This window comes from Desulfosediminicola ganghwensis (genome assembly GCF_005116675.2).
GTDB lineage: Bacteria > Desulfobacterota > Desulfobulbia > Desulfobulbales > Desulfocapsaceae > Desulfopila > Desulfopila ganghwensis.
The window spans coordinates 3084102-3105499 of the sequence record NZ_CP050699.1 but is presented as its reverse complement, the minus strand read 5'-3'; the positions used below and the strand labels follow the sequence as shown (position 1 = coordinate 3105499).

Below are 21398 nucleotides of genomic sequence, written 5' to 3'. Positions count from 1 at the left end.
AATGATCACCGGAACACCAAAACCAATCCAAGAAGTGCTGGAGATGCTTGAGCCTTACAGCCGTGTGGTTGTGGCTGGCTGCTTTGGTTGCGTCACTGTCTGTCGGGTAGGCGGAGAGAAGGAAGTACAGGTTCTCTCCTCCTCGCTACGACTCGCAAGAGAGGCAAAGGGCAACAAGCTGGAGATAAAAGAAGTGTGCCTCGAGCGGCAATGCGACCCCGAATACCTCGATCAACTTCGTCCCTATGTAGCCGATTACGATGCAGTACTCTCTATCGCCTGCGGTGCCGGCATCCAGTTTGTTGCAGAGAAATATCCTACAACTCCTGTCCTGCCTGGGATCAACACCGGGTTTCTCGGAGTGGCGGAGAGGCAGGGAGAGTGGGCCGAGCGTTGCCAGGGCTGCGGAGACTGTGTACTCCACCTCACCGGCGGTATCTGCCCGGTAAGCCGCTGCGCCAAATCACTGTTTCATGGCCCATGCGGAGGCTCTGCCAAGGGCATCTGTGAGGTTTCCCCGGATGTTGCCTGCGGCTGGCAATTGATCATTGACCGGCTTAAAGCGCTCAACCAGATGGACAATTATGGCAAACTCATCCCCTACAAAGGCTGGAGCACTTCGCGTGACGGTGGCCCACGCCGCATTATACGGGAGGATATGACATTATGAAATCGGGAAGCAACCTGGAAAAAGTAATGAATGCGGGCCATTTCGCCGTCACTGCGGAGTGCGGGCCTCCCCGCGGTGCAGATGCCGATATCGTTCGCAAAAAAGCCGCTTTTGTTAAAGGCAATGTCGATGCCTGTAACGTCACCGATAACCAGACCTCTGTGGTTCGAATGAGCTCTCTTGCCGGGTGTCTGCTGGTGAAAGAATCCGGCACAGAACCGCTGATTCAGATGGTGGTGCGCGACAGAAACCGCATCGCCCTGCAATCCGACCTCCTGGGGGCCGCCGCCATGGGTGTTCGCAATTTGCTTTGCCTCTCCGGCGATCATCAGAAATTCGGCGACGATCCCCAGGCTAAGAACGTCTTCGATATTGACTCGATCCAGCTGATCGACATGGTCAGGCGAATGCGTGACGATGGAATCTTTCCCTCCGGCAAGAAGCTTGAGGGCAAACCGGAATTCTTTATCGGCTGTGCGGTTAATCCCTTTGCCGACCCCTATGAAATCAGGGTGCCCAGATTTAAGCTGAAAGTTCAGGCCGGAGCCGATTTTGTGCAGACCCAGTGCATCTATAATATGGATAAGTTCAAACAGTACATGGAAGATGCGAAAAAAGAGGGCCTGCATGAGAGTTGCAAGATACTGGCCGGTGTCACTCCACTCAAGTCGGCAGGCATGGCCAAATTCATGAAAAAATTTGTGGCCGGCATGGACATCCCCGATGAGGTCATCAAACGCATCGGCGACGAGCCCAAGGAGAAACAAGCGGAAAAGGGTATCGAGATGTGTGTCGAGCAGATTCAGGAGTTAAAAGAAATTGAGGGAATCGCAGGCGTTCATGTGATGGCCATCGAATGGGAGGAAAAACTGGAAAAAATCATTGGAGATGCGGGGCTGTTGCCCCGCCCCATAGTCGCCTGAGAGTGTACCGGAGAAAGCCTTTTTGCTCCAGTTCTGCGTTATTGATTGGAAATCAATGCTCGCAATATTCAGTATGTGGCTCCGCTTAATTCCCAATCAATGCCTTGACCTGCAGCAAAATGCCAATTTTCCGGCCAACTCTTTAAGCAAAAGCTGGTTGAACAGACCCGGGGACAGTCGGTTCACACAGCAATAAGCAAAAAAAAAACAGTTCCACTCTTCAGGGAGAACATTATGGCTGAGAAAAAAACTGTACTGCTGGTTGATGACGATCCTGATTTCGTAGAAGCTGTGAAAGTGATCGTGGAAAGCGGCGGCTACAACGTGCAGGTAGCCTACGACGGTAAGGAGGGAATAGAGGCGGTCAAGACCGCAAGGCCTGACATCATCGTGCTGGATGTGATGATGCCGGTTATGGACGGCCATGCAGCCTGTGCAGCTCTTAAAAGCAACCCGGAAACCCAGGATATTCCCATAATTTTGTTGACTGCGGTTGCAGATCGGGTCACCACTTCCAAGTATTCGCACCGCGATATGCTGGAGAGTGAGGCTGAGGATTATATGCCGAAGCCGGTTGATCCGCCGGAGCTGCTCAGTTTGATTCGCCGCTGGTTAGTATAATCAGTCCATCTAGCATCATCTTCTTCAGTGTTTCGGTGTTAAGCATAGTACACACTATAGCTTAACACCGAAAACTTCGAATTTGACGCCACCTGAACTGATTACCAATCAACTCATTATAGGTAAACATATAAAATCTTTGTCCTGGGCAGATAATGTTTCAGCATCTACACCAGGCATGTCGTTTATAAGCACTATTACCAATTGCGGAGAGTCATGGCAGAGATGCGTGTTCTGATAATTGATGATGAAGAAGTGATCCGTGAAGGTGTGCAGCGGGCACTCTCGAACCGGGGGTATGTAATCGCCAAGGCTGAGAATGGCGAGGCTGGTATTGAGATGATCCGTGATCAGGGTTTTGATATCGTGCTGCTCGATCTGATGATGCCCGGTATCGACGGTTTTGGTGTGCTTGAATGGGTGAAAGAACATCAGCCGCAGATAGAAGTTATCGTCATCACCGGCTTTGCCACCGTCTCCAAGGCGGTGTCAGCCATGAAACAGGGGGCCTTTGATTTTGTCGGTAAGCCCTTCACACCAGACTATATTCGCATAGTGGTGAGTCGTGCCGCAGATAAAATCAAACTCGAACGGGAAACCCATCGCCTTCGTGAAGAACATACACTGAACATCGCGACCATTCAGAACGAACAGAGCAGATTGAAGACAGTCTTTGGCTGCATGGCCGAGGCTGTGGTCATTACCGATAACACTGGTGTGGTTGTCCATCACAACCCCGCCGCCATAAAGATTCTCGAAATCCAGACCGACCCGGTAATCGGTAAGGATATCGCCCAGTCCATCCTCGATACAAATGCCGTGGAAATGGTTCACCAGGCAATGGCCAAACAGGTGGTAGTGACCAGGGAGTTTCAGCCCGGCACAATTTCCCGAAAATACCTCAGGGCCCATTGCGCTCCCGTAACCTCTGAGAGCGGCAGAGTCATCGGCTCAGTCACCGCTTTTGAGGATATTTCCACTCATAAGGAAATAGACCGCATGAAGTCCGACTTCGTGGCCATGGTTGCCCACGAGCTGAAATCGCCTCTCGCCTCGGTGGAGCAGATGATTTACGCATTGCAGGTCGGCTGCAAATATGAATCAGGCCAGGCCTGTTCGACCATGCATAAACGAATAACCGTGCGCACCCGGGATCTGCTGCGGATGATCGACAACCTGCTGAATTTGTCAAAAATGGAAAACGGCACCGTAGAGTTCAACCTTGAACCTGTCCGCGGCCATGAAGTGCTCGACCACATTCTCGATGTGGTTCGGGAGCAGGCGGAAAACAAGGAAATAACCATCGCCTACATGCCCAGCGATGAAGACTGGTGGTTCAATGTCGATTATGACCATATCCGCACCGCTTTTATGAATATCATCTCCAACGCCCTGAAATACACACCCCAAGGTGGCCGGGTAGAGATCGCCACCACGGTGATTGGCGGTTTTGCCAACTTATCTGTTCAGGATTCGGGAATCGGGATCAGCGACGAAGACCTGCCCCATATATTTGACAGGTTTTTCAGAGTGAAAGGCAAAGCCACCAGGCACATCACCGGCTCTGGTCTGGGGTTATCCCTGGTAAAAGAGGTTGTCGAAGCACACCAGGGTTATATTGATGTCCACTCAGAACTTGGTGAAGGAACCTGCTTTACCCTGAGTTTTCCGATAACGGAGCCAGTCAAGGCCACGCCGGAGCATGTTGCTGCCGAGGCACAACCAGGTTAGCCCAAAAATCAGCAAGCCGTGTCTAATCGAGAAATATGTGAATTAATTCACTTATTCCTCAACACCATTCGATTGGCTCTTTTCATCACCAGCCAGCGACAAATAGCCAACGAGAGCACATAGGCAAAAAACGCCGCTACAAGCCCCGCAATCACGCTGCCTACCATCAATGGTACAATTATATCCCCCGAAAGTTGGCGAATCAGCCGCCACTGCTCCACGATATCAAGGGAGCCGATATCGAGTAACTGCGCAGCAATGCCGGTAAAAGAGCGGTACACTTCCTTCACTGGAGGCCCGGCGAAAAAAAGTTTTCCCACCATGTAATTGAAGGTGTACAAGGGGGCCATGGTCGCCGGATTGGAAATCCAGATTGCCAATATAGAGGCTGGCCGATTGCAGTTCAGCAAGGTGGCAAGAAAAATCACAATTACCATCTGAATGCCTACTGTAGGGGTAAACGCAACGAATGTCCCTAATGCGAAACCTCCGGCAATAGCCTTTGGAGAGCGTCTCAGCCTGACCAGCCAGCGGAAAACCGGTCTGAAAGGAATAATAATCCGCTTCTTATCCTTTTGCTCCAAACTTCCCTCAACCTGTAAAGATATCTATAGATTCAACTCGTACTGACTACACCGCCTGTACACTAATCATAGTTTGGCGAAGTACCAATACCAGAAACAGCCATGTCTATGCGAACAACCTTGCAGCTATCAGAATCATCTGATTTCACAACACGTATTACAAGTAGAAACCATCACCCTGTTGATGCTGGCCCTGAGTCCGGCTTCTCGTATTAAATAGAGAAAGAGCATGAGCAGATCGTGTGGTCTCAGGCAACTTATACTTGGTTACGCATTTCAACACGACCTTTATTGCTGTTTCAAGAGAAATTTTATGTCCAGGGCTGACGTAAATCGGTTTCACTCCCCTCCTGGTTCGGACCACCGCACCAATGACTTCATCGCCGTCTCTAAGCTCGACCAGACTCCCCTTCTCTTCACCAACCTCTTCATGACTGCCGCAAAGACGGCTTTTACCAACCCCCAATGCAGGAATACCCGTGATACAGCCCAGGTGACAGGCTATACCAAATCGCCGTGGGTGCGCTATCCCCTGGCCGTCACATAAGAAGATATCGGGCCACACGGAAAGATGTTCAAGCGCTTTCAAAACAACAGGTAATTCACGAAACGAGAGCAGACCAGGGACATAGGGAAAGGTAAGCTCGCTTTCAGCCACAGCACTCTCCACCAAGGTCAGATCATCGTAGCGCAACACCGCAACAGCAGCCCGCCCACGATTGCTGGCCTTATCAAATCCTACATCTACACCGGCCACCAACTCGATTGTATCAAACTGATCCTGAACAATGACCTGCTGTTGCAGTTCACGCTGGAGACGTACTGCTTCTTTAGGGGAAATAGCGGTTGAATCAAAATGCCATGGCGTCTTTTTCATGATCAATTGCTCAAAAAAAAGTGCAGTCAGCATTTCTACCCGACCGCACCAGATATTTGAATATTTCATCACCTCTCACTCAGTGTGAGGGTACCAGAGTTGTACATTGTACTGTTCATTATCAATTTGAAAATGGGAACTTATCGCCAATTTGCCATCCTCGTCAATCACAATATTGGCAGTAAAATTGCCACCACCTGAATCATTGAGTTCGCATATCAGCTCTTTACCTGATGGAGCTGTAAGCAGCATCTTCCCAGCCAGAGTGGTGAGTTGCTTTTCAGCTTTTTAAAAGGTGGCCATTACCTGGTGGGTAATGCCATCCGGATCACCCGTGTTCATACCGACCATGGACGTTACCTGAAACTCCGCCTGCATATCAATCCAGGGTCGCGATATGTATGCAGGTGCCACCCTGATTTGCTTCGAACGTCATCCCCTCTTCTGCAAAAGCTCCACTCCCCCACGGAACAACTGCCAGAAATACGATTATCAACAGAACATATACGTTGTTCATGATTCCCATTTTCACTACTCACCTTTCCCATGGAGATGAACCATCCGGATATGCCAATAATTTACTATGTTCCATTCAATAATAGATGACTGTACTGTGGTTGTCCACCAAAGGGTCATACCCGAATTCCCCTTGAGCGTTGTGTCAATTTTACAATCTGATTCCCCCTGAAACTCAGCTTTTAGTTGTTACCAATCCCCTCCCAGCTTGAGCATTTCCCTTAAAGCACCTAAAATTTACATATATTCCGTTAACAAATCATATTCTGCCAACATTTTAAGGGAGCGCAATCCCATGAAAATCCACCAGTCCTATGTTCACGGTGCCAGCCATACGCCTCTTCTTGGTGAAACCTTGGGAGAAAATTTTGATAACACAGTCAGGAAGTTCCCCGATAATGAAGCACTGGTAGTGCGTCATCAGCAAATACGCTGGACCTATAGTGAGCTCCAGGAAAAAGTGAACAAATTTACGGCCGGATTGCTGGCTCTTGGACTTAAGCCGGGCGACAGGATTGGTATATGGTCACCGAACAATAGCGAGTGGGTGATAAGTCAGCTTGCCACTGCTAAAATCGGTCTGATTCTGGTGAATATAAATCCGGCTTATCGACTGGCAGAGCTAGAATACGCCTTGAATGCGGTGGAGGCCAGGGCGCTTATCTATGCCAATTCATTTCGCACCAGCAATTACTGCGCAATGCTCCACGAAATAGCACCGGAAATTGATGATTGCAGGCCCGGAGCCTTGATGACGCACCGGTTACCGCACCTGAAAATCCTGATCCAGATCGGGGGGCAGCCCCAGAGAGGAGTTTTTGATTTTTTAGAAATCCCCTGGCTGGCCGACAACAATTCAGCTGCCAAAGTCAAACAGGTACAACAAAGCCTGCAGTTTGATTCACCAATCAACATCCAGTTTACCAGCGGCACCACCGGCTCGCCCAAAGGGGCAACCCTCTCACATTTCAACATCCTAAACAACGCCTACTTCATTGGTGAGGCTATGAAACTCACCGAGAAAGACCGCCTCTGCATCCCCGTGCCGCTCTATCACTGTTTCGGCATGGTTCTCGGCAATCTCGCCTGCATAACGCACGGTTCAACAATGGTATTTCCTGCAGAAGGTTTTGAGCCACTGGCGGTGCTAGAGACGATCTCCGAAGAGCGATGCACTGCTCTTCATGGCGTGCCTACGATGTTCATCGCCGAACTTGATCATCCACGTTTTCACGAGTTCAAACTCGACAGTCTCCGCACCGGCATCATGGCAGGTGCTCCCTGCCCGACTGAAATAATGAAACGGGTGATCTCAAAGATGCACATGTCTGAAATAACAATTGCCTACGGTATGACAGAGACAAGCCCGGTAAGCTTTCAGAGCGGCACCAACGAACCTCTAGAGAAAAGAGTGAAAACAGTGGGGCGTGTTCACCCCCATGTGGAGGCAAAGATTATAGACCAGTCAGGAAGAACTGTGCCTCCAGGTACCAAAGGTGAGTTACTGACACGCGGCTATATTGTGATGCAGGGATACTGGAACGATGAAGAGCGAACCAGAAAAGCTATAGACAACGCAGGCTGGATGCACACCGGGGATTTGGCCATACTCGATGAAGAAGGATATTGCTCGATTGTCGGCAGGTTAACGGATATGGTCATTCGAGGAGGTGAAAACATCTATCCCAGAGAAATAGAAGAACTCCTGTACAGTTACCATAAAATCAAAGACGTTCAAGTGTTTGGAGTACCGGACAGCAAATTCGGAGAAGAACTGTGTGCCTGGATTATCCTGCATGAAGATGAAACTGCCGATGAAGAGGAGATACATGAATTCTGCAAGGACAAGATCTCACATTTCAAAATCCCACGCTATATCCGTTTTGTTGATGAATACCCCATGACCGTGACAGGCAAGATTCAAAAATTCATCATGCGCAAAGAAATGGTTGCCGAACTGCAAAACACCACAACCTGAAACAGCCGTTTCCCTTTTGCCCGAATCACCCTGTTTTCGTGTGATATATTTTCAGGTAATCTTTAAAGTCAGTGTCGGCAAGTTCTGCGGCGATTACAGTTTTGGCTAATTCAGCATCAATAACAAGATTGGTTATCTCGATACTGTTGGTGTCTATGCTTCCACCATCACAATGTCCAAGGGCGGTCCACCCAAGTACCTGATTCATCCTGTCCTGAATGAGATAGCGTTTCTCGAGTGCTTTTTCACCATCAAGGCCGTTCAGACCATATTCGATCATCACCAGCCATTCTGGCTCAAGCTCCCTGAACCCTTGCCGTTGCAGTGATGCGATTTCTTTTTTCACCTTTTTTTCGGCTTTCGAAAAGAATGAGTCCTTCACAAACCTGGTCATCCCTTTTGTGCCAAGTTCTCCCCAATGAACTATCTGACTGCCATCATCGTGCTGCCATGTCTCCCAGTACTCTCGCAGCTCTTCAGTGAGCCTGTACAACTTGATCATAGCCTTTCCTCAAAATTAAATTTGCCCTTAATTTTCAATACATCTGGCACATTACCACACATTTCTGGTAATTCACATTTTTTCTATGCCTGGGCCCAAAGAGGAAAGTGTTACTTCGAGGTGATGGGACTGGGATCGGCTGGATCCACTCGTGTTGCATCCAGTAGGTCATTCGGTAAAGTAGCTATCATCAGGACGTATATTGGTTTTCACCATCACTGCTTCCAGAAATTCACTGGTGGAATTATTCATAAAGGTATGATTCTGGTATGGTTTGACGACAACGGACGTGCCAGGGAAAATACTGATCTCCCGACCATCAAGCAGCGCCCTGCCCTCTCCGGAAGTAAAATGAAAAAACTCTGTGGTGTACTTATGATAATGCTCTAACTTACCGCTACGGAATCGGATAAGAGACACCTCTGTCCCTTCTTGCCTCAAGGTTTTGTCAGCCGCCTGCAAACAAGTGGCATAACCATTTTTTTCTACCCACTCGTTCATATTCTCCCTTTCCTGCATGCTCATTGATTCGGTTATATGCAGTAATACAATTAGACTACGGTATTACAAACTCCAGCATCTTACCATAACAATTCTATACAGTTAAAGAGGTTACCATATAGCACGACAAGAGTCATAAAATAAATATCTCATTATCACTAAAGCTTAGCTTCACAAGGTAAGGCGTGAGGAACAAAGGGAGGGGGCTGGAACCACATACCAACCAGATCAGGAAATGGGTTGGTGCAAAAGTATCCTATCCATACTCTGCTTAATGTTTACAAACAGCATTCATCTATCTAACTACCCTTGGGACTTCAGCTGTAAGATTCAGCTACTTCTGGATAAATAAAACATCAGAGCATTCAGCACCAGCCCGTGGTCTATGGACCCGCTTTTGATGCGCTCCAGAATCTGCTGCTCCGATTCCAACATACATTCAATATCTTCCATATCATCAAAACTTGGCTCCGATACACGCACGGCATCCTCAACCAGTATGGTGTGACAGTAATTGCGCTGAATAGCCGGGTTAGGACAGACCCGGCCTATGAGTTGGGGATTTCTGCCTGCAAAGCCTGTTTCTTCAAGCAACTCCCGGCATCCAGCTTCTATTGGATGCTCATCCGGTTCCATCATTCCGCCCGGGATTTCAAGCTCCATACGCTTGGAGCCGTAACGGTATTGGCGAATCAGAAGGATTTCTTTTTCAGGTGTAAGCGCAACTACATTTACCCAATCGGGAAAATCAAACAGGTAGAGATCTTTCTTTTTGCCGCTTCTTTTACAAACAACCGGCCCCGCCTTTACCGTTACAACCGGTGTTTCCAACACTGTACGATCCGGATGGATTTCCCAGCCGTTTTCAATTTCCAGCTCCTGCTCAGACTTCTTCATTGCTCTCCTTTGCCCTCTTTATTTTGCCGACGCACTTCCAGTAAAAGACCCTATACCTCACTTTCGCTCGCGTCAACATCTCAGAGCTGCAATACAACAGTAGCATAGATACCTTACAGCTGCAGTCCGCTAATTCCATCAATAAACATCTGAACAGAAAGCATGAGCAGCAACATTCCCATAAGCCTCTCCAACGCCTCCAAACCTTTCTCTTTTAGAACCCTGAGCAACAAAGGTGCAAAGAGCAACACCACAGCGGATACGCCCCAGGCAAGCAGGAGCGCCAGGAAAATTTCAAGAATATGAGCATTGCTGGACTTGGTCAACACCAGAAGTGTGGCCAGAGCTGACGGCCCTGCAATCATCGGAATCGCGATCGGTACCACAAACGGGTCTCCATTGGTGCCGTAAATATTGGTACCCGAAGCCGGTGGAAAAATCATTTTAATGCCAATAATAAGAAAAATTACGCCACCTGCAATGGTCACCGCCTCAGTCTGCAGATGAAATATCTTGAGAAACTGATTCCCTGAGAAGAGAAAACCCAGCAGGATGACAAGCCCATAAAGCATCTCACGAGCAATCACTCTGCGAACTCTCTGCTTTGGTACAGATTTCAACACAGAGAGCATTACCGGTACATTGCCGAACGGATCTATAACAAAAAAAAGCAGGGTTGCAGTTGAGAGAATTGAAAAGCTCACTTCCATTGTATTCCTGAACAGTTAAGTGTGATTACTATTGGCAATACATCTGCAGCGGCAAAAATCCGGACACTGTTGGAGCGAGTGCACCAGTCGCTCGTCAATCAGGCCAGAATCTCCATACCAGGATCCCAAAGGCAGGATACAACTCTGCATAGCCGCATCAACATCTCTTGTCAGTACCGGGTGAACCGTTACGACAGCGCAGTTATGTCTGTGGCCTATTGCCATCAACCAGAGACTACTCTGATTGCTATTTATTGTGTGAGAAGATGAGGTACGTCACCAACCACCACCCAGCTGATGAGGAAGGAGATGAGCACGCAAAAGCGATTTCAATGAGAACTCAAACAGCCGGTGTGGTAATCGGTCTCTGTGTGCTAAAGTGAGAGTGACACAGAGTTGTGGTGGCTTGTTACTGCCCACGCGGGAGCCGGCAGCTCGTATTGCATCTGGTGCCAGACATAGCCGCCAAAATCAGACGAAGACGGCCCACCATAGCTAAAACCAAGTGCAGTATAGAAATCAACCAGATCGTCTTTACAGAGCAGGATGATCTTTTGTTTTTCTTTTCTTCCAGATACTTCAATCATTTTTTCCATGAGCTTTCTGGCAATACCGTTACCACGATATCTTGGATCGACCGCCAGGGAGAACACGATACCGTTTTTGCCATTGCGCACATGACCAATGAGGTATTTCAACTCTTCGTCGGTGATGTCATCTTTATGTGTTGCTCCGCAGTTGATCATACCAACGATTTCGCTGCCGACTTCTGCAACATAAAACCCGTCCGGATATACTTCTATACGCCTTTCGATAAAGTCTGGCGGTGCCACTTCCATAGGCTGATAGCAACGCTCTTCAAGAGCTACACATGCCTGTAAATCTCTTCGCTCAACTCTTCGTATTCGTATTTCACTCATATCCGTACCTGTTATCGCCTAAATGTTTTCAGGATTTTGTGGTTCCTCATTTAATCCTTGCCACGTTACAGGAGAGCAGTTAATAAGTAAAATATATATAAACAATCCACCTAATAAGTTTGAGTTATGCAACACGACCTGAATCGCCTTCGAATTTTCTACTATATTTACACACATAACAGCGTCAGCGAGGCAGCAAGAGAGATGAACCTCTCCCAGCCTGCAGTCAGTCAACATCTTCAAAAACTGGAAAGAGAATTGAAGGTGCAGCTATTTACGCGCATACACAAAAAACTGGTCCCCACCGCTGCAGGCCACAAACTCTTCACCACAATCCAGCCATTTTTATCCGACCTGCCCGACATTCTCCAGGGCCTGCGTCACCCTGCCGATACACCCTATGGATTGCTGCGAATCGGTGTGCCATATGAATTTGGCCGCGCATACATGCCTGAGATCTGTTTTTCGTTTAGACAGAAGTACCCAGACGTACGCTTTTCCATCCGCCTTGGAGAACCGGTACCTCTATTAAATCTGCTGCAGGAGGGGGAGATAGATTTTGCGGTGATCGATCTGGCCCTGACCACCATGCAGATGACCGGAGGACCCGATTTTTATAATATCATTCCGTTAATCGATGAAGAGCTCACCTTGATCTGCTCCAAACACTATTACGACAGGAAGATTGAGGGAAATCATTCATATCAGCACCTGATTGAACAGGATTTTATCTCTGACGAACACGATGATCTCTTTTTAAAGCATTGGTTTCTACACCACTTCGGCAAATCCAATATTCATCCCAACGTGGTGCTGATGGTTGAGAGTCATCAGGCGAATCTCAGATGCGTCAAGCTGGGGATGGGGATGGCGGCAACCTCATCGCATCTTGTCTGGCGCGAGATTACTGGGGGCAAAATAGTGCAGATTAACAGCCCTACTCCCAACGCCATCAACACCATCTCCCTGGTCGAATTGCAGGACCGGATACCCACCATCACTGAAAAAACATTCCTTACCCATATCAAGCAAACCATGCTGGAAGATTCAATGATAAAGAGGTTCCGGATTAATGCCGATCCTACCGTTGCAGACAGTTTCGACAGTGCTGATTCTTTCCCGGATCTACCTTAACCTGAACTTCCAATGAAATATTTTGTCACAACAGAGAAATCATCCTGAACTTTAAACTATTGCCATAATTCAGAATCTCTACTTTGAGGACAAAATAAGCACCGATTGTGCCCCGAATGCATTACCGCCGGGGCACAATCCAGCCAGGGTCACTTTCTTCAGCATCCTGGCTGCAAACAGGCAAGACCTTCAACGGAATAATCTCTGATTCGGAAGACTACCAATGCCTGCCGCATAAAGCTTCGGACCTGACGCCGCCTGAACGGATCGTAAACTCGGCCTGATACGAACTCCTACATTATCTCTATTTGCACCCGGCTCTCATGAAACGTCGGTCCCTCGCCAATATCGGTCACTTTCTGTGAGGTGAGATCGTTGATCCCTGTACCGCTGGAATCGGTTTGCCAGAAAATACCTGGCGCTACCAATAACCCACGCTGGGTGGCATCCGTTACCACGGCAACACGCTCTGCCTTACCGCGAAAGTTGCTCAACCTGACGCAATCGCCTTCCTTGATATCGTATTCAGCAGCATCTTCAGGATGAATCAGGACCTCACCATTTTTCCCTGGATAGCGCTCGCCAAAAGTGGAGTTCAGTAGATCCATGTGCGGTGGGGTGATCAGGGCAAACGGGAATCTGCTGCAGAGATCTTTATCGGCAAACTCAGCCGCTTTCAAAACACAGGGGATTGACGGGATACCAGGTTCGCCTGCTGCCGCGAATCTGTAGCTGTAATTCCAGCACTCTTTCACCGACTCGCCTAAACGCCTGCGAGTAGAGGTTATCCAGCCGCTAAATTTTTCTCTCTGGTAGCTGAAATCTGCCGGCAGTCCTTCTATGGTCGCGATGTACGAGGCGAGGCGATCTTCCTCGCTCTGCAAAAACGCCTCATCGGTAAACCTAAGTTTTTGAGCCAACTCCTGGAACAACTGAAAATTACTCTTCGCCTCACCCAGGGCGGGAACAACAGGGTTCACTACACCAAGCTGGAAATGGCCATAGCCTGTGTAGAGATCTCGATTTTCCAGAAAAGTCGTGGCTGGCAGCAGCAGGTCGGCATATCGTGCAGTGGGCGTCATTACCTGCTCGTGCACCACCGTGAAGAGATCTTCACGCAGTAACCCCTGCCTGACCATCGAGCCATCCGGCGCCACACTTAAGGGGTTGCAGCTATAGACCATAAACAGGCGAATGGGGTCTTTCAAAGTGGTGAGTGCATGGCCAAGGTGGGCCATATTGATAAAACGAGTCGGTTTCTCGAGTAGCTCAGGAAAACGGACCCTGGCACTATCACCTGAAAATGCTTTACTCGAGTACAACAGCCCCTGCCCAGGTTGACCAGACAACAACCCCAGCGCCGCTGCAAGAGCCGTGATAGCACGAACGCTCATGCCGCCGCGGCTATTGCGGCTCAGACCTATACCAATTCTGATAAATGTAGCCGGATTATCTTGAAGCAGCGTGGCGATTCGTTCAATTTCCTGCTGCGGCAGACCACTTTGCTCACAAAACTCCTGCCATGGTGTCGCCTGCAGATACGCAGCAAGTTGCTCAAAATCCGTGGTCTGCTCATCAATCATCTGCTGGTCGAGCAAATCTCTTTCCAGAAGAGACTTTATGGCGCCAAGCGCCAGTGCACCGTCACCACCAGGCAATACCTGCAGATACTCATCTGCAGACTGGGCGGTTTCGTTACGGTACGGGTCGATCACCAGCAGTTTAGACCCATTCGCCCGAGCTTTACTGATGTATTGCCAGAAGTGAACATTAGTGACTTTTACGTTGATGCCCCAGGCCACTATCAGCTTTGAGTCTTCAGCCACCTCTGGCGGGCTGCCGGGCACTTTGTCGAGATGCATACTCCACCCGGCACCGGCGGCCGCAGAGCAAATTGTTTCTATAATTCTGCTGGTGCCGAGCTTATGGTACAAGGCATGACCGGCGTTGCAGTTCAAGTGCCCCATATTGCCTGCATACTGATATGGCAGAATAGCCTCCCCGCCATACGTGTCACGCACATGACTCAGTTTGTCGGCAAGTAATGTCAGCGCTTCATCCCAACTGATTCGGGCAAATTGCCCCTGGCCCTTTTTACCCACTCGAACCTGGGGATGCAGTATTCGATCTTCAGAGTAGACACGCTGATGATATGAGCGCATTTTACGGCAGAGAAAACCATTTGTGTACGGGTGATCAGGATCTCCGTTCAGTGAGGTGATCACTCCGTTTTCAACTTTCGCTACCATGCCGCAACTGTCCGGACAATCAAGAGGACAGACTGTTTTTTTCAGCTCAACCATATTCACATTTTCTGACTGCATGGAACTCTCGTCTGCTCGGGTTATATTCGGAATTAATTGACCAGAAATATCTGCAGATCACAGACATTGGTGTTGGTTGGCCCGGTAATGTATAATCCGTTAATTGCGGAATAGAAATTATAGGCGTCGTTATCACGTAAATATGCCGCAATATCGAGTTGCAACTCCTGACATTTTTGAACCAGCCCAAGGTTGGCATAACCACCGGCGGCGTCTGTCGGCCCATCGTTGCCATCGGTTGCAGCTGAAAGGAACGAAACTCCCTCATACAAGGCTGGCTCCTGCTGCATAAGCTTAAGAACATGAAGCGCCAATTGCTGGTTTCTACCGCCTTTCCCTTTGCCAGTAAGGACAACCACCGGCTCCCCGCCTGAGATAATACAAAGCGGTGGTTCTCCGAGCATTGCGTATTGGTTCGTATCGGCAACGATTGCTGTAAGCATTTTCGCCACCTCACCCGTGTCGCCGGTAATTCTGGAAGTGAGGCGCACTACCCGGTAGCCGAGCTTTTCAGCCTCTATGGCTGCCGCCTCAAGAGCCGTTCGATTGGTACCCATCAACACATTGCTGGTGAGATCAAGCGCCGGTGCTTCCGGCTTAAGCGACTCCTCTACTTTACCGGCGGCTCCAAGCTCAAGATAACGACAAACGTTAACCGGAATTCGCTTATGCAAATCATACTTTTCGATGATTGCTAAAGCATCGCTAAATGTCGTGACATCGGCCGCGGTAAGCCCTGAGGCAATGCTGCTTAAATCATCTCCCACTACATCGGAGAGGATAAAGTTGATGGAGCGCGCCGGGGCAATTGCCGCCAACAGCCTGCCACCCTTGATAGCGGATAGATGCTTTCGGACACAGTTGATTTCGGTAATATCGGCACCGCAGGAAAGTAGCGTCTGGGTGGTCTGCTGTTTATCAGAGAGGGTCAGTTGAATTGCATCTTCTCCCTGATAAAAACCGGGCAATGGAAGAAGAGCCGAACCTCCGCCTGAGATGAGAGTGATAACCAGGCTGCTCTCTTTCGCCCGTTCAGCCAACCGGAGTAGCTCGGCCGCCGCTTTTACCCCTTGCTCATCAGGCACCGGATGAGCTGCTTCGATCATTCTCACCCGGCTCAACTGCTCTGTATGTCCATACTTTACCACCACCAGACCGTCACTGATTCTCGGCCCAAGAATCTCCTCCAGAGCTAAAGCCATGGGGGCGGTAGCTTTACCCGCCCCGAGAACAAGCACTTCGGAGAACTGATCGAGATCCAGCACGGCCTCTTTGCCATCCAGATTATAGCGGAGTAACGAGCCGTCCATAGTGACATGATCCCGCATCATCTTGTAGGGCGAGACACGGTCAAGTGCCGCCTTGAAAATCTGGTCCAGCTGTTCTTTCTGCGTCCGGCGTAACTTCGTATCAACCATAGACAAACTCAGACAATAATTCAGGTTTCAATTTTTCCCGCAACCGTGCTTTACCATCAGCTTGACGACAGTCCGGCGTGTCGGGTCTAGAGTAATTCAGCGTCTGAAAACTGTACACTCTGACCCGGAAAATGTATAGAAGAGAAAGCGCGCTTGGTCGATTACGGGTTGAATCCCGGATGATTGACCTAAATCTCAGATTATTGCCAGCACGGAATTGATTGAATCGGTTGAAAGTCAGAATGCTTTTCGTTTCAGGTCGAAAAAGGTCACCCTTCGGATTAAGAGATTTTTCCGCAGAATCTTCGCCACAAGCCATGGGCGGTAGATTTTTACAGCCACCCGGCCTGTGTTTCGATCTCCGAGAAACTTTCTTGATGAGAAACCCAGGCTAGAGAGCTGAAAGCTGTTCAACAGTTTTTCTGGCAGCGGATACAACAGGGTCGCCCAGCCTCTTTTCCTGTTCCCGCTCGCTGATGAGGTGTTTAAGCGTTTCAGAAACTCTGATAGTTGGGTACCCTCTCAAAGCTTCACAAATTGCGATCAGCAGGTGATCTCTGCTCCATTGCTCTATGGTATCACGTGTTTCCAATAAGCGGATAAGCGTGTGCTCAATCTGTGGAGTATTGAGTTGAGATAGAATTTCGACCAAACGGGTCTTTAGACGATCATGGCAGGTCGTGAGCGCATCAATCAACAAGTCGACTCTCTGCTCCTCCAAACCGCAGATAATATCAATGACCTGCTGCTGCACTCGAAGGTCTGGATATTTCAAAAAAGGCAACACCAGTTCCAGATGTTTACTGCAATCAAAATGGGAAATTACCTTAAGAGCGTTGCGCACCATATACCATGATGCGCCCTCCCCCAGTTGTTCAAGCAATTTGACTGCTAGCCCCTCCCCCAGTTGCGACAGGATTTCAATTAAGGCCAACCGCCGTTTTTTATCTGGGGATTGATACAGCTCATTGATAAGCATTGAAGCCCCGCCATCCGCAAAGTACTTTACCAGAAAGACGGATTCAGAATCAGGCTGCCCCTCATTTATCACTTTTAAATTGATTTTGTGGTCGAGGAATCTACCAAGAAGAGCATTGTTCAGCCGACCAATAAGCGCCTGTACCGCAGGAGGCCGTTCAAGCTGTCCGTTGCTTATCTTCTGCAGCAACTCAAGCCAGACTGTGAACTGGGCAAACATTCCCCTGGCCAGGAGTTTCTCCGGAATTATCGGCAACAGCGAACAAACGTGCTCTGAACAGCAGAGCAGCTCACGCTCCAGATGCAACCAGCGCAGAAAAATCCATGAGAGAGCCTGCAACAGCTCGTCATCTGCTTCCTCAATAGCGTTGCCAAGAAAAACAGTCAGGACGAAAAGGGCTTTCTCACGATACTCCGCGGTAGGGCAAACACAAACATCCCCGAGTGTTTGCAGGAGATAATGGCTGAATTCATTATAGCCGGCCCGATAAAGCTGCAACTGGTATTGAGGAAGGTTTTCTATCCACTCCTCATCATGCAGCGTATCATAATGCTTTTCGGCAAGTGCGAGCAAGTTGACCTGAAACCTGAGCAGGTCTTCAGGGCGTCCCGGAAACTGTAGTTCAACTGTATTACTGGTGTTTTGCATTCCGTATTTCACAGGTAACTGTAATGCTGAAAAGCTTTTTCGTAATAAAAACTACCAAGAGAACCTACCTCTCAATATGTATCGATACCAAAATAAACAACCAGCTTGAAGTTGGGTTAAGGAGCCTGTCGGGCTATGATCTTTCACCGCGTTACCAGTGGGCCCAGGTTCGGAGTCCTGATAATAAAGCGTAATAGTTTTTTCTTTCAGGCCACCCTCGGCAAGCATTGTACTCAAAAGAGAAGATCGAGGGAATGCTTCCCAATATTGAATTTCGAATATAGCCTCTCAATTCGACGGAGCGCTCATCAGAATTCCGGGCTAGTTACGGTAAGCGTTGCGTTTGGATTCAGGAAACATAGTAAAAACGGGCCACCACTTGAGAGAATGATCAAAACGTACCACAAAGCCTTGCTCATCCATACGCCCCACATTGCCTTCCAGTTCAACGGACAGATCACTACCATCCCTGTGCATGGTTACTCTGACCCGCACCTGCTCGCCATAAATCAGAAAATCGTCGCTGTTCTCATCGGTGTAAAGATAAAGACTCTGTAACCCTATATCGCGCATCTGCCCCTGCACAATACGGTGATCAAGCGTTTCCACCTGGACCTCGGCATTACAGCTTAACCTGCAACGCTCTCGTTCATCTTCCACCACAGCCAAATGATCAAGTAACCCCATAATCGTTTTCCCTAGCGAAATGGGTGAAATTTACTTCCAAATATATTTCAACTAAATACACGCCCTTTCCTTCCTCGGGCTATCCGAATTGCTAGCAGACAATATACCTTTCTTATCTCACAATTAGGTAACAGAACGAGATGAAAAAAGAATATTTTCTTAATATTTTCAGAAAGCTATTTAAACCTCTGAAGTTCGAGAAATGAGCCGAAACATACCTAACACACGTATTACTTCATAACGAAATGAATAACAACATGTTTTTAAACGATATGAAGGATATACTGGACTTTGTACAATGAAGCATTCAGCTCACATTGGGTAATGACTTCAACGTGATTTTTCAACTATTCGTTAGCAGCCGGGGAAGTACTCGACCTGCGTTAAGGGAAGTCTGCCTGGCGATTTCATCTTTACCCTCGCTTCGCAATTCAGCTAGGCAATCCAATATCTCAGGTAGATATTCAGGTAAGTTGTTTTCACCACGGTGGCTCATGGGGGGGATATCCGGTGCGTCGGTTTCGAGTACCAGTGCTTTCAAGGGCAACTCGGTGGCCAACCTGCGAATCTTCAGTGCCCGGTCATAGGTGACTGTACCGCATATACCAAGAGTAAAGCCAAGCTTGATAAAATGACAGGCCTGCTGATAACTGCCACTGAACGCATGGACAATTCCACCATTGTCGAAACGTTTGCGCCTGAGCGTAGCCAGTACCTGATCATGGGCTTTTCGTATGTGCAACAGCAAGGGCAGGTTGTAGGTTTTGGCTATATCAACCTGGGCTTCAAAAAGCTCCTGCTGCATTTTGTGATCGAGATTTTTCACAAAGTAATCCAGACCTACCTCGCCGATTGCAACACAATGCCCATTTCCTGCCAGAGCTTTCAATTTTACCAGATCAGCTCTCTGGTGCTGATGCAGATACATAGGATGCAGACCCGGTGCGACATGGAGTTGGCTATGGGACTTGCCCAGCATGAACATCCGCGACCAACCACTGCGTACAACCCCGGCCAAAACGAAATCTGTTACCCCAACATCTTCGGCACCCCTGATTACAGTCTCATAGTCTGGAAAATGTCGTTCAATATCAAGGTGGCAATGGGTATCGACAAGTTTCACGCAGTTCTCCCTCCAGCCAGCAGGTGCTTGCTGTAATGACTCTCTATGATTCGGTAGTGCAAATTATAGCCCTGGCTGCACAGACTACCAACCCGCAGCCAGGATGGACAAGGAAAAGATAAGAAAAGTGAGGCGTTGAGGAAAGAAGAAATGTGTTATAAGGCCACAGACGGTCTTCGATATGTAACAACCTGCCACCCACGGCACACCTACCGGTACCTGGCTGCTTTCATGATCTCCAGAGCTTCATCATGCAATTCTCCACAGAGGCTGGCCTTAACAGGATCAGCATGGAATGGTCCCAAGCTTTCCAGCGTCGGAATGAGAGCCACTTGAGAATTTACAGGATACTCCATTGCCACATGCATCAGAAGCTCCTGCGCTTCCTTGCCGGAGAGCCATTCAAGCAGCTTTATCGCTTCTTCTCTGTGTTTTGTCCAGCGCGTCAAACCCGCACCGCTGATATTCACGTGTACGCCACTGGATTCCTGATTCGGCCAGAAAATAGCCAGTGGCAACTCGGGCCATTTATGTATCATTTTGGCAAAACAACAGGAATTCGCCATGGTAACATCACCAATACCGGCAGCAATCGCCTCCAGGGCCGTCGTGTCCGTGCTGAAGGGGGTTACCACTTGATTTTCCACCCACCCGGAAACAATTTCCCCGGTCTTACGGCTACCATGCTGAGCTATAAGGGAAGCCACCAGGGATTGACTGTATATTGCTTTTGATGAACAGAGCACCAGCCTTCCCTGCCAGTAATCATCAGCCAATCCTTCATAACTTCGAAGCTTTTGAGCTGCATCGGTTGAGGTGTTGTACACAATGACACTTGCTCGAAGCGATAGCCCGAACCAGGTATTATCCTGACCCTGGTATTGGTCCGGGATATTCTTTTCCAGGATCACGGAATCCAACGGTTGCAGCAAACCAGCCTCATCCGCCAGCCAGAGATATCCAGCATCTACCGTGTAATAGATATCTGCCGGCGAATTTTTCCCTTCTTCTTTCAGCCGCTCAAGCATATTTCCAGCTTTGCCGGCAATAAAAATCAATCGGACTCCGGTCTTGGCAGAATATTCCTCAAACAACGGCTCCATCTGTCGCCACTTTCGCGAAGAATAGACAACCAGCTTTTTTTCTGCAGTGAAAACCGGAGCCGGCATCATGAAGATAGAAATGAGAAGGGCCACCAGAAGCCTTGAGGACATTTTCGCACCTGCTGGTATACGTGGTCCAAACTGTGAGCAGTTTACGTAATACAGCGAAAATTACGAACACAGCTGAGAATTTCAAAAGAGTTGCTCTTTCTCAAATTCGATAAAATGTTTATGGAGAATCCGGACTAGCATAATCCATAGATAATTCATGCCATTCGGCATAATTCAATGGTAGTTGGCTTCTTGGTGGCTGTCAAATTCTGAGTTACATGAAAAGTTCAAAAATACACAGGCCTGACTCATGAGTAATCCGGTCATTACATGAATAGTCAAACAACTGTTTTTTCAGATTACCCCTAACACCTTACTCCCCACACCTCACTTCTTGAAGCTGAGCGTTCGTGGTAGTCAGAACGCCTTTTCAATTTTATTCCCGAACGGTAACTCTTGAAGCTTACCTCTTTACTCACAAAATGTTAGGCTGATAGATCT

20 protein-coding genes are annotated in these 21398 nt (G+C 48.5%); 6 read left to right on the top strand and 14 right to left on the bottom strand.

Annotated elements, in window-relative coordinates:
- Position 1: 1 nt before the first annotated feature.
- The 4 genes from FCL45_RS13150 (at position 2) to FCL45_RS13135 (ending at position 3945) form a co-directional block, all read left to right on the top strand.
- On the top strand, positions 2-670 hold the full coding sequence (locus tag FCL45_RS13150; RefSeq protein WP_136797824.1) for a methylenetetrahydrofolate reductase C-terminal domain-containing protein: 669 nt from the start codon (positions 2-4) through the stop codon (positions 668-670).
- Positions 667-1593, top strand: coding sequence for a methylenetetrahydrofolate reductase (locus tag FCL45_RS13145; RefSeq protein ID WP_136797825.1), 927 nt, complete (start codon positions 667-669; stop codon positions 1591-1593). Before FCL45_RS13150 ends, FCL45_RS13145 begins: the two co-directional genes overlap by 4 nt.
- 234 nt (positions 1594-1827) lie before the next feature.
- Positions 1828-2214, top strand: a complete 387-nt coding sequence (locus FCL45_RS13140) for a response regulator (protein ID WP_136797826.1) — start codon at positions 1828-1830, stop codon at positions 2212-2214.
- A 216-nt stretch (positions 2215-2430) separates the two neighbouring features.
- Complete coding sequence (locus FCL45_RS13135) at positions 2431-3945, top strand: hybrid sensor histidine kinase/response regulator (RefSeq protein WP_136797827.1); 1515 nt, start codon at positions 2431-2433, stop codon at positions 3943-3945.
- Positions 3946-3992: 47 nt separating this feature from the next.
- On the opposite strand, the gene FCL45_RS13130 is transcribed toward FCL45_RS13135, so the two are convergent.
- The 3 genes from FCL45_RS13130 to FCL45_RS13120 all read right to left on the bottom strand — a co-directional run bounded on the left by FCL45_RS13130 (position 3993) and on the right by FCL45_RS13120 (position 5938).
- Complete coding sequence (locus FCL45_RS13130) at positions 3993-4529, bottom strand: DUF2062 domain-containing protein (protein ID WP_167495784.1); 537 nt, start codon at positions 4527-4529, stop codon at positions 3993-3995.
- Between the two features lie 157 nt (positions 4530-4686).
- On the bottom strand, positions 4687-5475 hold the full coding sequence (nfi, locus tag FCL45_RS13125) for a deoxyribonuclease V (protein ID WP_217907579.1): 789 nt from the start codon (positions 5473-5475) through the stop codon (positions 4687-4689).
- A gap of 310 nt (positions 5476-5785) precedes the next feature.
- Positions 5786-5938, bottom strand: coding sequence for a hypothetical protein (locus tag FCL45_RS13120; RefSeq protein ID WP_176360044.1), 153 nt, complete (start codon positions 5936-5938; stop codon positions 5786-5788).
- A gap of 279 nt (positions 5939-6217) precedes the next feature.
- Here FCL45_RS13120 and FCL45_RS13115 point away from each other — a divergent pair, with 279 nt between their 5' ends.
- On the top strand, positions 6218-7900 hold the full coding sequence (locus FCL45_RS13115) for an AMP-binding protein (RefSeq protein ID WP_136797829.1): 1683 nt from the start codon (positions 6218-6220) through the stop codon (positions 7898-7900).
- A gap of 25 nt (positions 7901-7925) precedes the next feature.
- Here FCL45_RS13115 and FCL45_RS13110 read toward each other — a convergent pair whose 3' ends face one another.
- The 5 genes from FCL45_RS13110 to FCL45_RS13090 all read right to left on the bottom strand — a co-directional run bounded on the left by FCL45_RS13110 (position 7926) and on the right by FCL45_RS13090 (position 11430).
- Positions 7926-8402, bottom strand: coding sequence for a hypothetical protein (locus FCL45_RS13110; RefSeq protein WP_136797830.1), 477 nt, complete (start codon positions 8400-8402; stop codon positions 7926-7928).
- Between the two features lie 168 nt (positions 8403-8570).
- Complete coding sequence (locus tag FCL45_RS13105; RefSeq protein WP_167495785.1) at positions 8571-8903, bottom strand: cupin domain-containing protein; 333 nt, start codon at positions 8901-8903, stop codon at positions 8571-8573.
- Positions 8904-9233: 330 nt separating this feature from the next.
- The gene (locus tag FCL45_RS13100) at positions 9234-9800 is read right to left on the bottom strand and encodes an NUDIX hydrolase (protein ID WP_136797832.1); all 567 of its coding nucleotides are present in this window, start codon (positions 9798-9800) and stop codon (positions 9234-9236) included.
- A 113-nt stretch (positions 9801-9913) separates the two neighbouring features.
- On the bottom strand, positions 9914-10510 hold the full coding sequence (locus FCL45_RS13095; RefSeq protein WP_136797833.1) for a MarC family protein: 597 nt from the start codon (positions 10508-10510) through the stop codon (positions 9914-9916).
- 374 nt (positions 10511-10884) lie between these two features.
- Positions 10885-11430 (bottom strand): GNAT family N-acetyltransferase, encoded by a 546-nt coding sequence (locus tag FCL45_RS13090; protein WP_136797834.1) that lies wholly within the window; start codon positions 11428-11430, stop codon positions 10885-10887.
- Between the two features lie 126 nt (positions 11431-11556).
- Here FCL45_RS13090 and FCL45_RS13085 point away from each other — a divergent pair, with 126 nt between their 5' ends.
- Positions 11557-12564 (top strand): LysR family transcriptional regulator, encoded by a 1008-nt coding sequence (locus tag FCL45_RS13085; protein ID WP_136797835.1) that lies wholly within the window; start codon positions 11557-11559, stop codon positions 12562-12564.
- A gap of 293 nt (positions 12565-12857) precedes the next feature.
- On the opposite strand, the gene FCL45_RS13080 is transcribed toward FCL45_RS13085, so the two are convergent.
- The 6 genes from FCL45_RS13080 to FCL45_RS13055 all read right to left on the bottom strand — a co-directional run bounded on the left by FCL45_RS13080 (position 12858) and on the right by FCL45_RS13055 (position 20957).
- Positions 12858-14888, bottom strand: a complete 2031-nt coding sequence (locus tag FCL45_RS13080) for a molybdopterin-containing oxidoreductase family protein (protein ID WP_136797836.1) — start codon at positions 14886-14888, stop codon at positions 12858-12860.
- 32 nt (positions 14889-14920) lie between these two features.
- Positions 14921-16306, bottom strand: coding sequence for a glycerate kinase type-2 family protein (locus tag FCL45_RS13075; protein ID WP_136797837.1), 1386 nt, complete (start codon positions 16304-16306; stop codon positions 14921-14923).
- A gap of 391 nt (positions 16307-16697) precedes the next feature.
- Positions 16698-17933 carry a HEAT repeat domain-containing protein gene (locus FCL45_RS13070; protein WP_136797838.1) on the bottom strand — a complete coding sequence of 412 codons (1236 nt, stop codon included), beginning with the start codon at positions 17931-17933 and terminating at the stop codon, positions 16698-16700.
- Between the two features lie 321 nt (positions 17934-18254).
- Entirely contained in the window at positions 18255-18620 is a 366-nt protein-coding gene (locus FCL45_RS13065) for a hypothetical protein (protein ID WP_136797839.1), read from the bottom strand.
- Between the two features lie 343 nt (positions 18621-18963).
- Complete coding sequence (locus tag FCL45_RS13060) at positions 18964-19743, bottom strand: TatD family hydrolase (RefSeq protein ID WP_136797840.1); 780 nt, start codon at positions 19741-19743, stop codon at positions 18964-18966.
- A 209-nt stretch (positions 19744-19952) separates the two neighbouring features.
- Positions 19953-20957, bottom strand: a complete 1005-nt coding sequence (locus tag FCL45_RS13055) for an extracellular solute-binding protein (RefSeq protein WP_136797841.1) — start codon at positions 20955-20957, stop codon at positions 19953-19955.
- Positions 20958-21398: the final 441 nt, after the last annotated feature.

Coding starts and splice junctions, on each gene's coding strand:
- FCL45_RS13150 (WP_136797824.1), top strand. CDS start 2: ATGATCACCGGAACACCAAAACCAATCCAAGAAGTGCTGGAGATGCTT.
- FCL45_RS13145 (WP_136797825.1), top strand. CDS start 667: ATGAAATCGGGAAGCAACCTGGAAAAAGTAATGAATGCGGGCCATTTC.
- FCL45_RS13140 (WP_136797826.1), top strand. CDS start 1,828: ATGGCTGAGAAAAAAACTGTACTGCTGGTTGATGACGATCCTGATTTC.
- FCL45_RS13135 (WP_136797827.1), top strand. CDS start 2,431: ATGGCAGAGATGCGTGTTCTGATAATTGATGATGAAGAAGTGATCCGT.
- nfi (WP_217907579.1), bottom strand. CDS start 5,475: ATGAAATATTCAAATATCTGGTGCGGTCGGGTAGAAATGCTGACTGCA.
- FCL45_RS13115 (WP_136797829.1), top strand. CDS start 6,218: ATGAAAATCCACCAGTCCTATGTTCACGGTGCCAGCCATACGCCTCTT.
- FCL45_RS13110 (WP_136797830.1), bottom strand. CDS start 8,402: ATGATCAAGTTGTACAGGCTCACTGAAGAGCTGCGAGAGTACTGGGAG.
- FCL45_RS13105 (WP_167495785.1), bottom strand. CDS start 8,903: ATGAACGAGTGGGTAGAAAAAAATGGTTATGCCACTTGTTTGCAGGCG.
- FCL45_RS13100 (WP_136797832.1), bottom strand. CDS start 9,800: ATGAAGAAGTCTGAGCAGGAGCTGGAAATTGAAAACGGCTGGGAAATC.
- FCL45_RS13095 (WP_136797833.1), bottom strand. CDS start 10,510: ATGGAAGTGAGCTTTTCAATTCTCTCAACTGCAACCCTGCTTTTTTTT.
- FCL45_RS13090 (WP_136797834.1), bottom strand. CDS start 11,430: ATGAGTGAAATACGAATACGAAGAGTTGAGCGAAGAGATTTACAGGCA.
- FCL45_RS13085 (WP_136797835.1), top strand. CDS start 11,557: ATGCAACACGACCTGAATCGCCTTCGAATTTTCTACTATATTTACACA.
- FCL45_RS13080 (WP_136797836.1), bottom strand. CDS start 14,888: ATGCAGTCAGAAAATGTGAATATGGTTGAGCTGAAAAAAACAGTCTGT.
- FCL45_RS13075 (WP_136797837.1), bottom strand. CDS start 16,306: ATGGTTGATACGAAGTTACGCCGGACGCAGAAAGAACAGCTGGACCAG.
- FCL45_RS13070 (WP_136797838.1), bottom strand. CDS start 17,933: ATGCAAAACACCAGTAATACAGTTGAACTACAGTTTCCGGGACGCCCT.
- FCL45_RS13065 (WP_136797839.1), bottom strand. CDS start 18,620: ATGGGGTTACTTGATCATTTGGCTGTGGTGGAAGATGAACGAGAGCGT.
- FCL45_RS13055 (WP_136797841.1), bottom strand. CDS start 20,957: ATGTCCTCAAGGCTTCTGGTGGCCCTTCTCATTTCTATCTTCATGATG.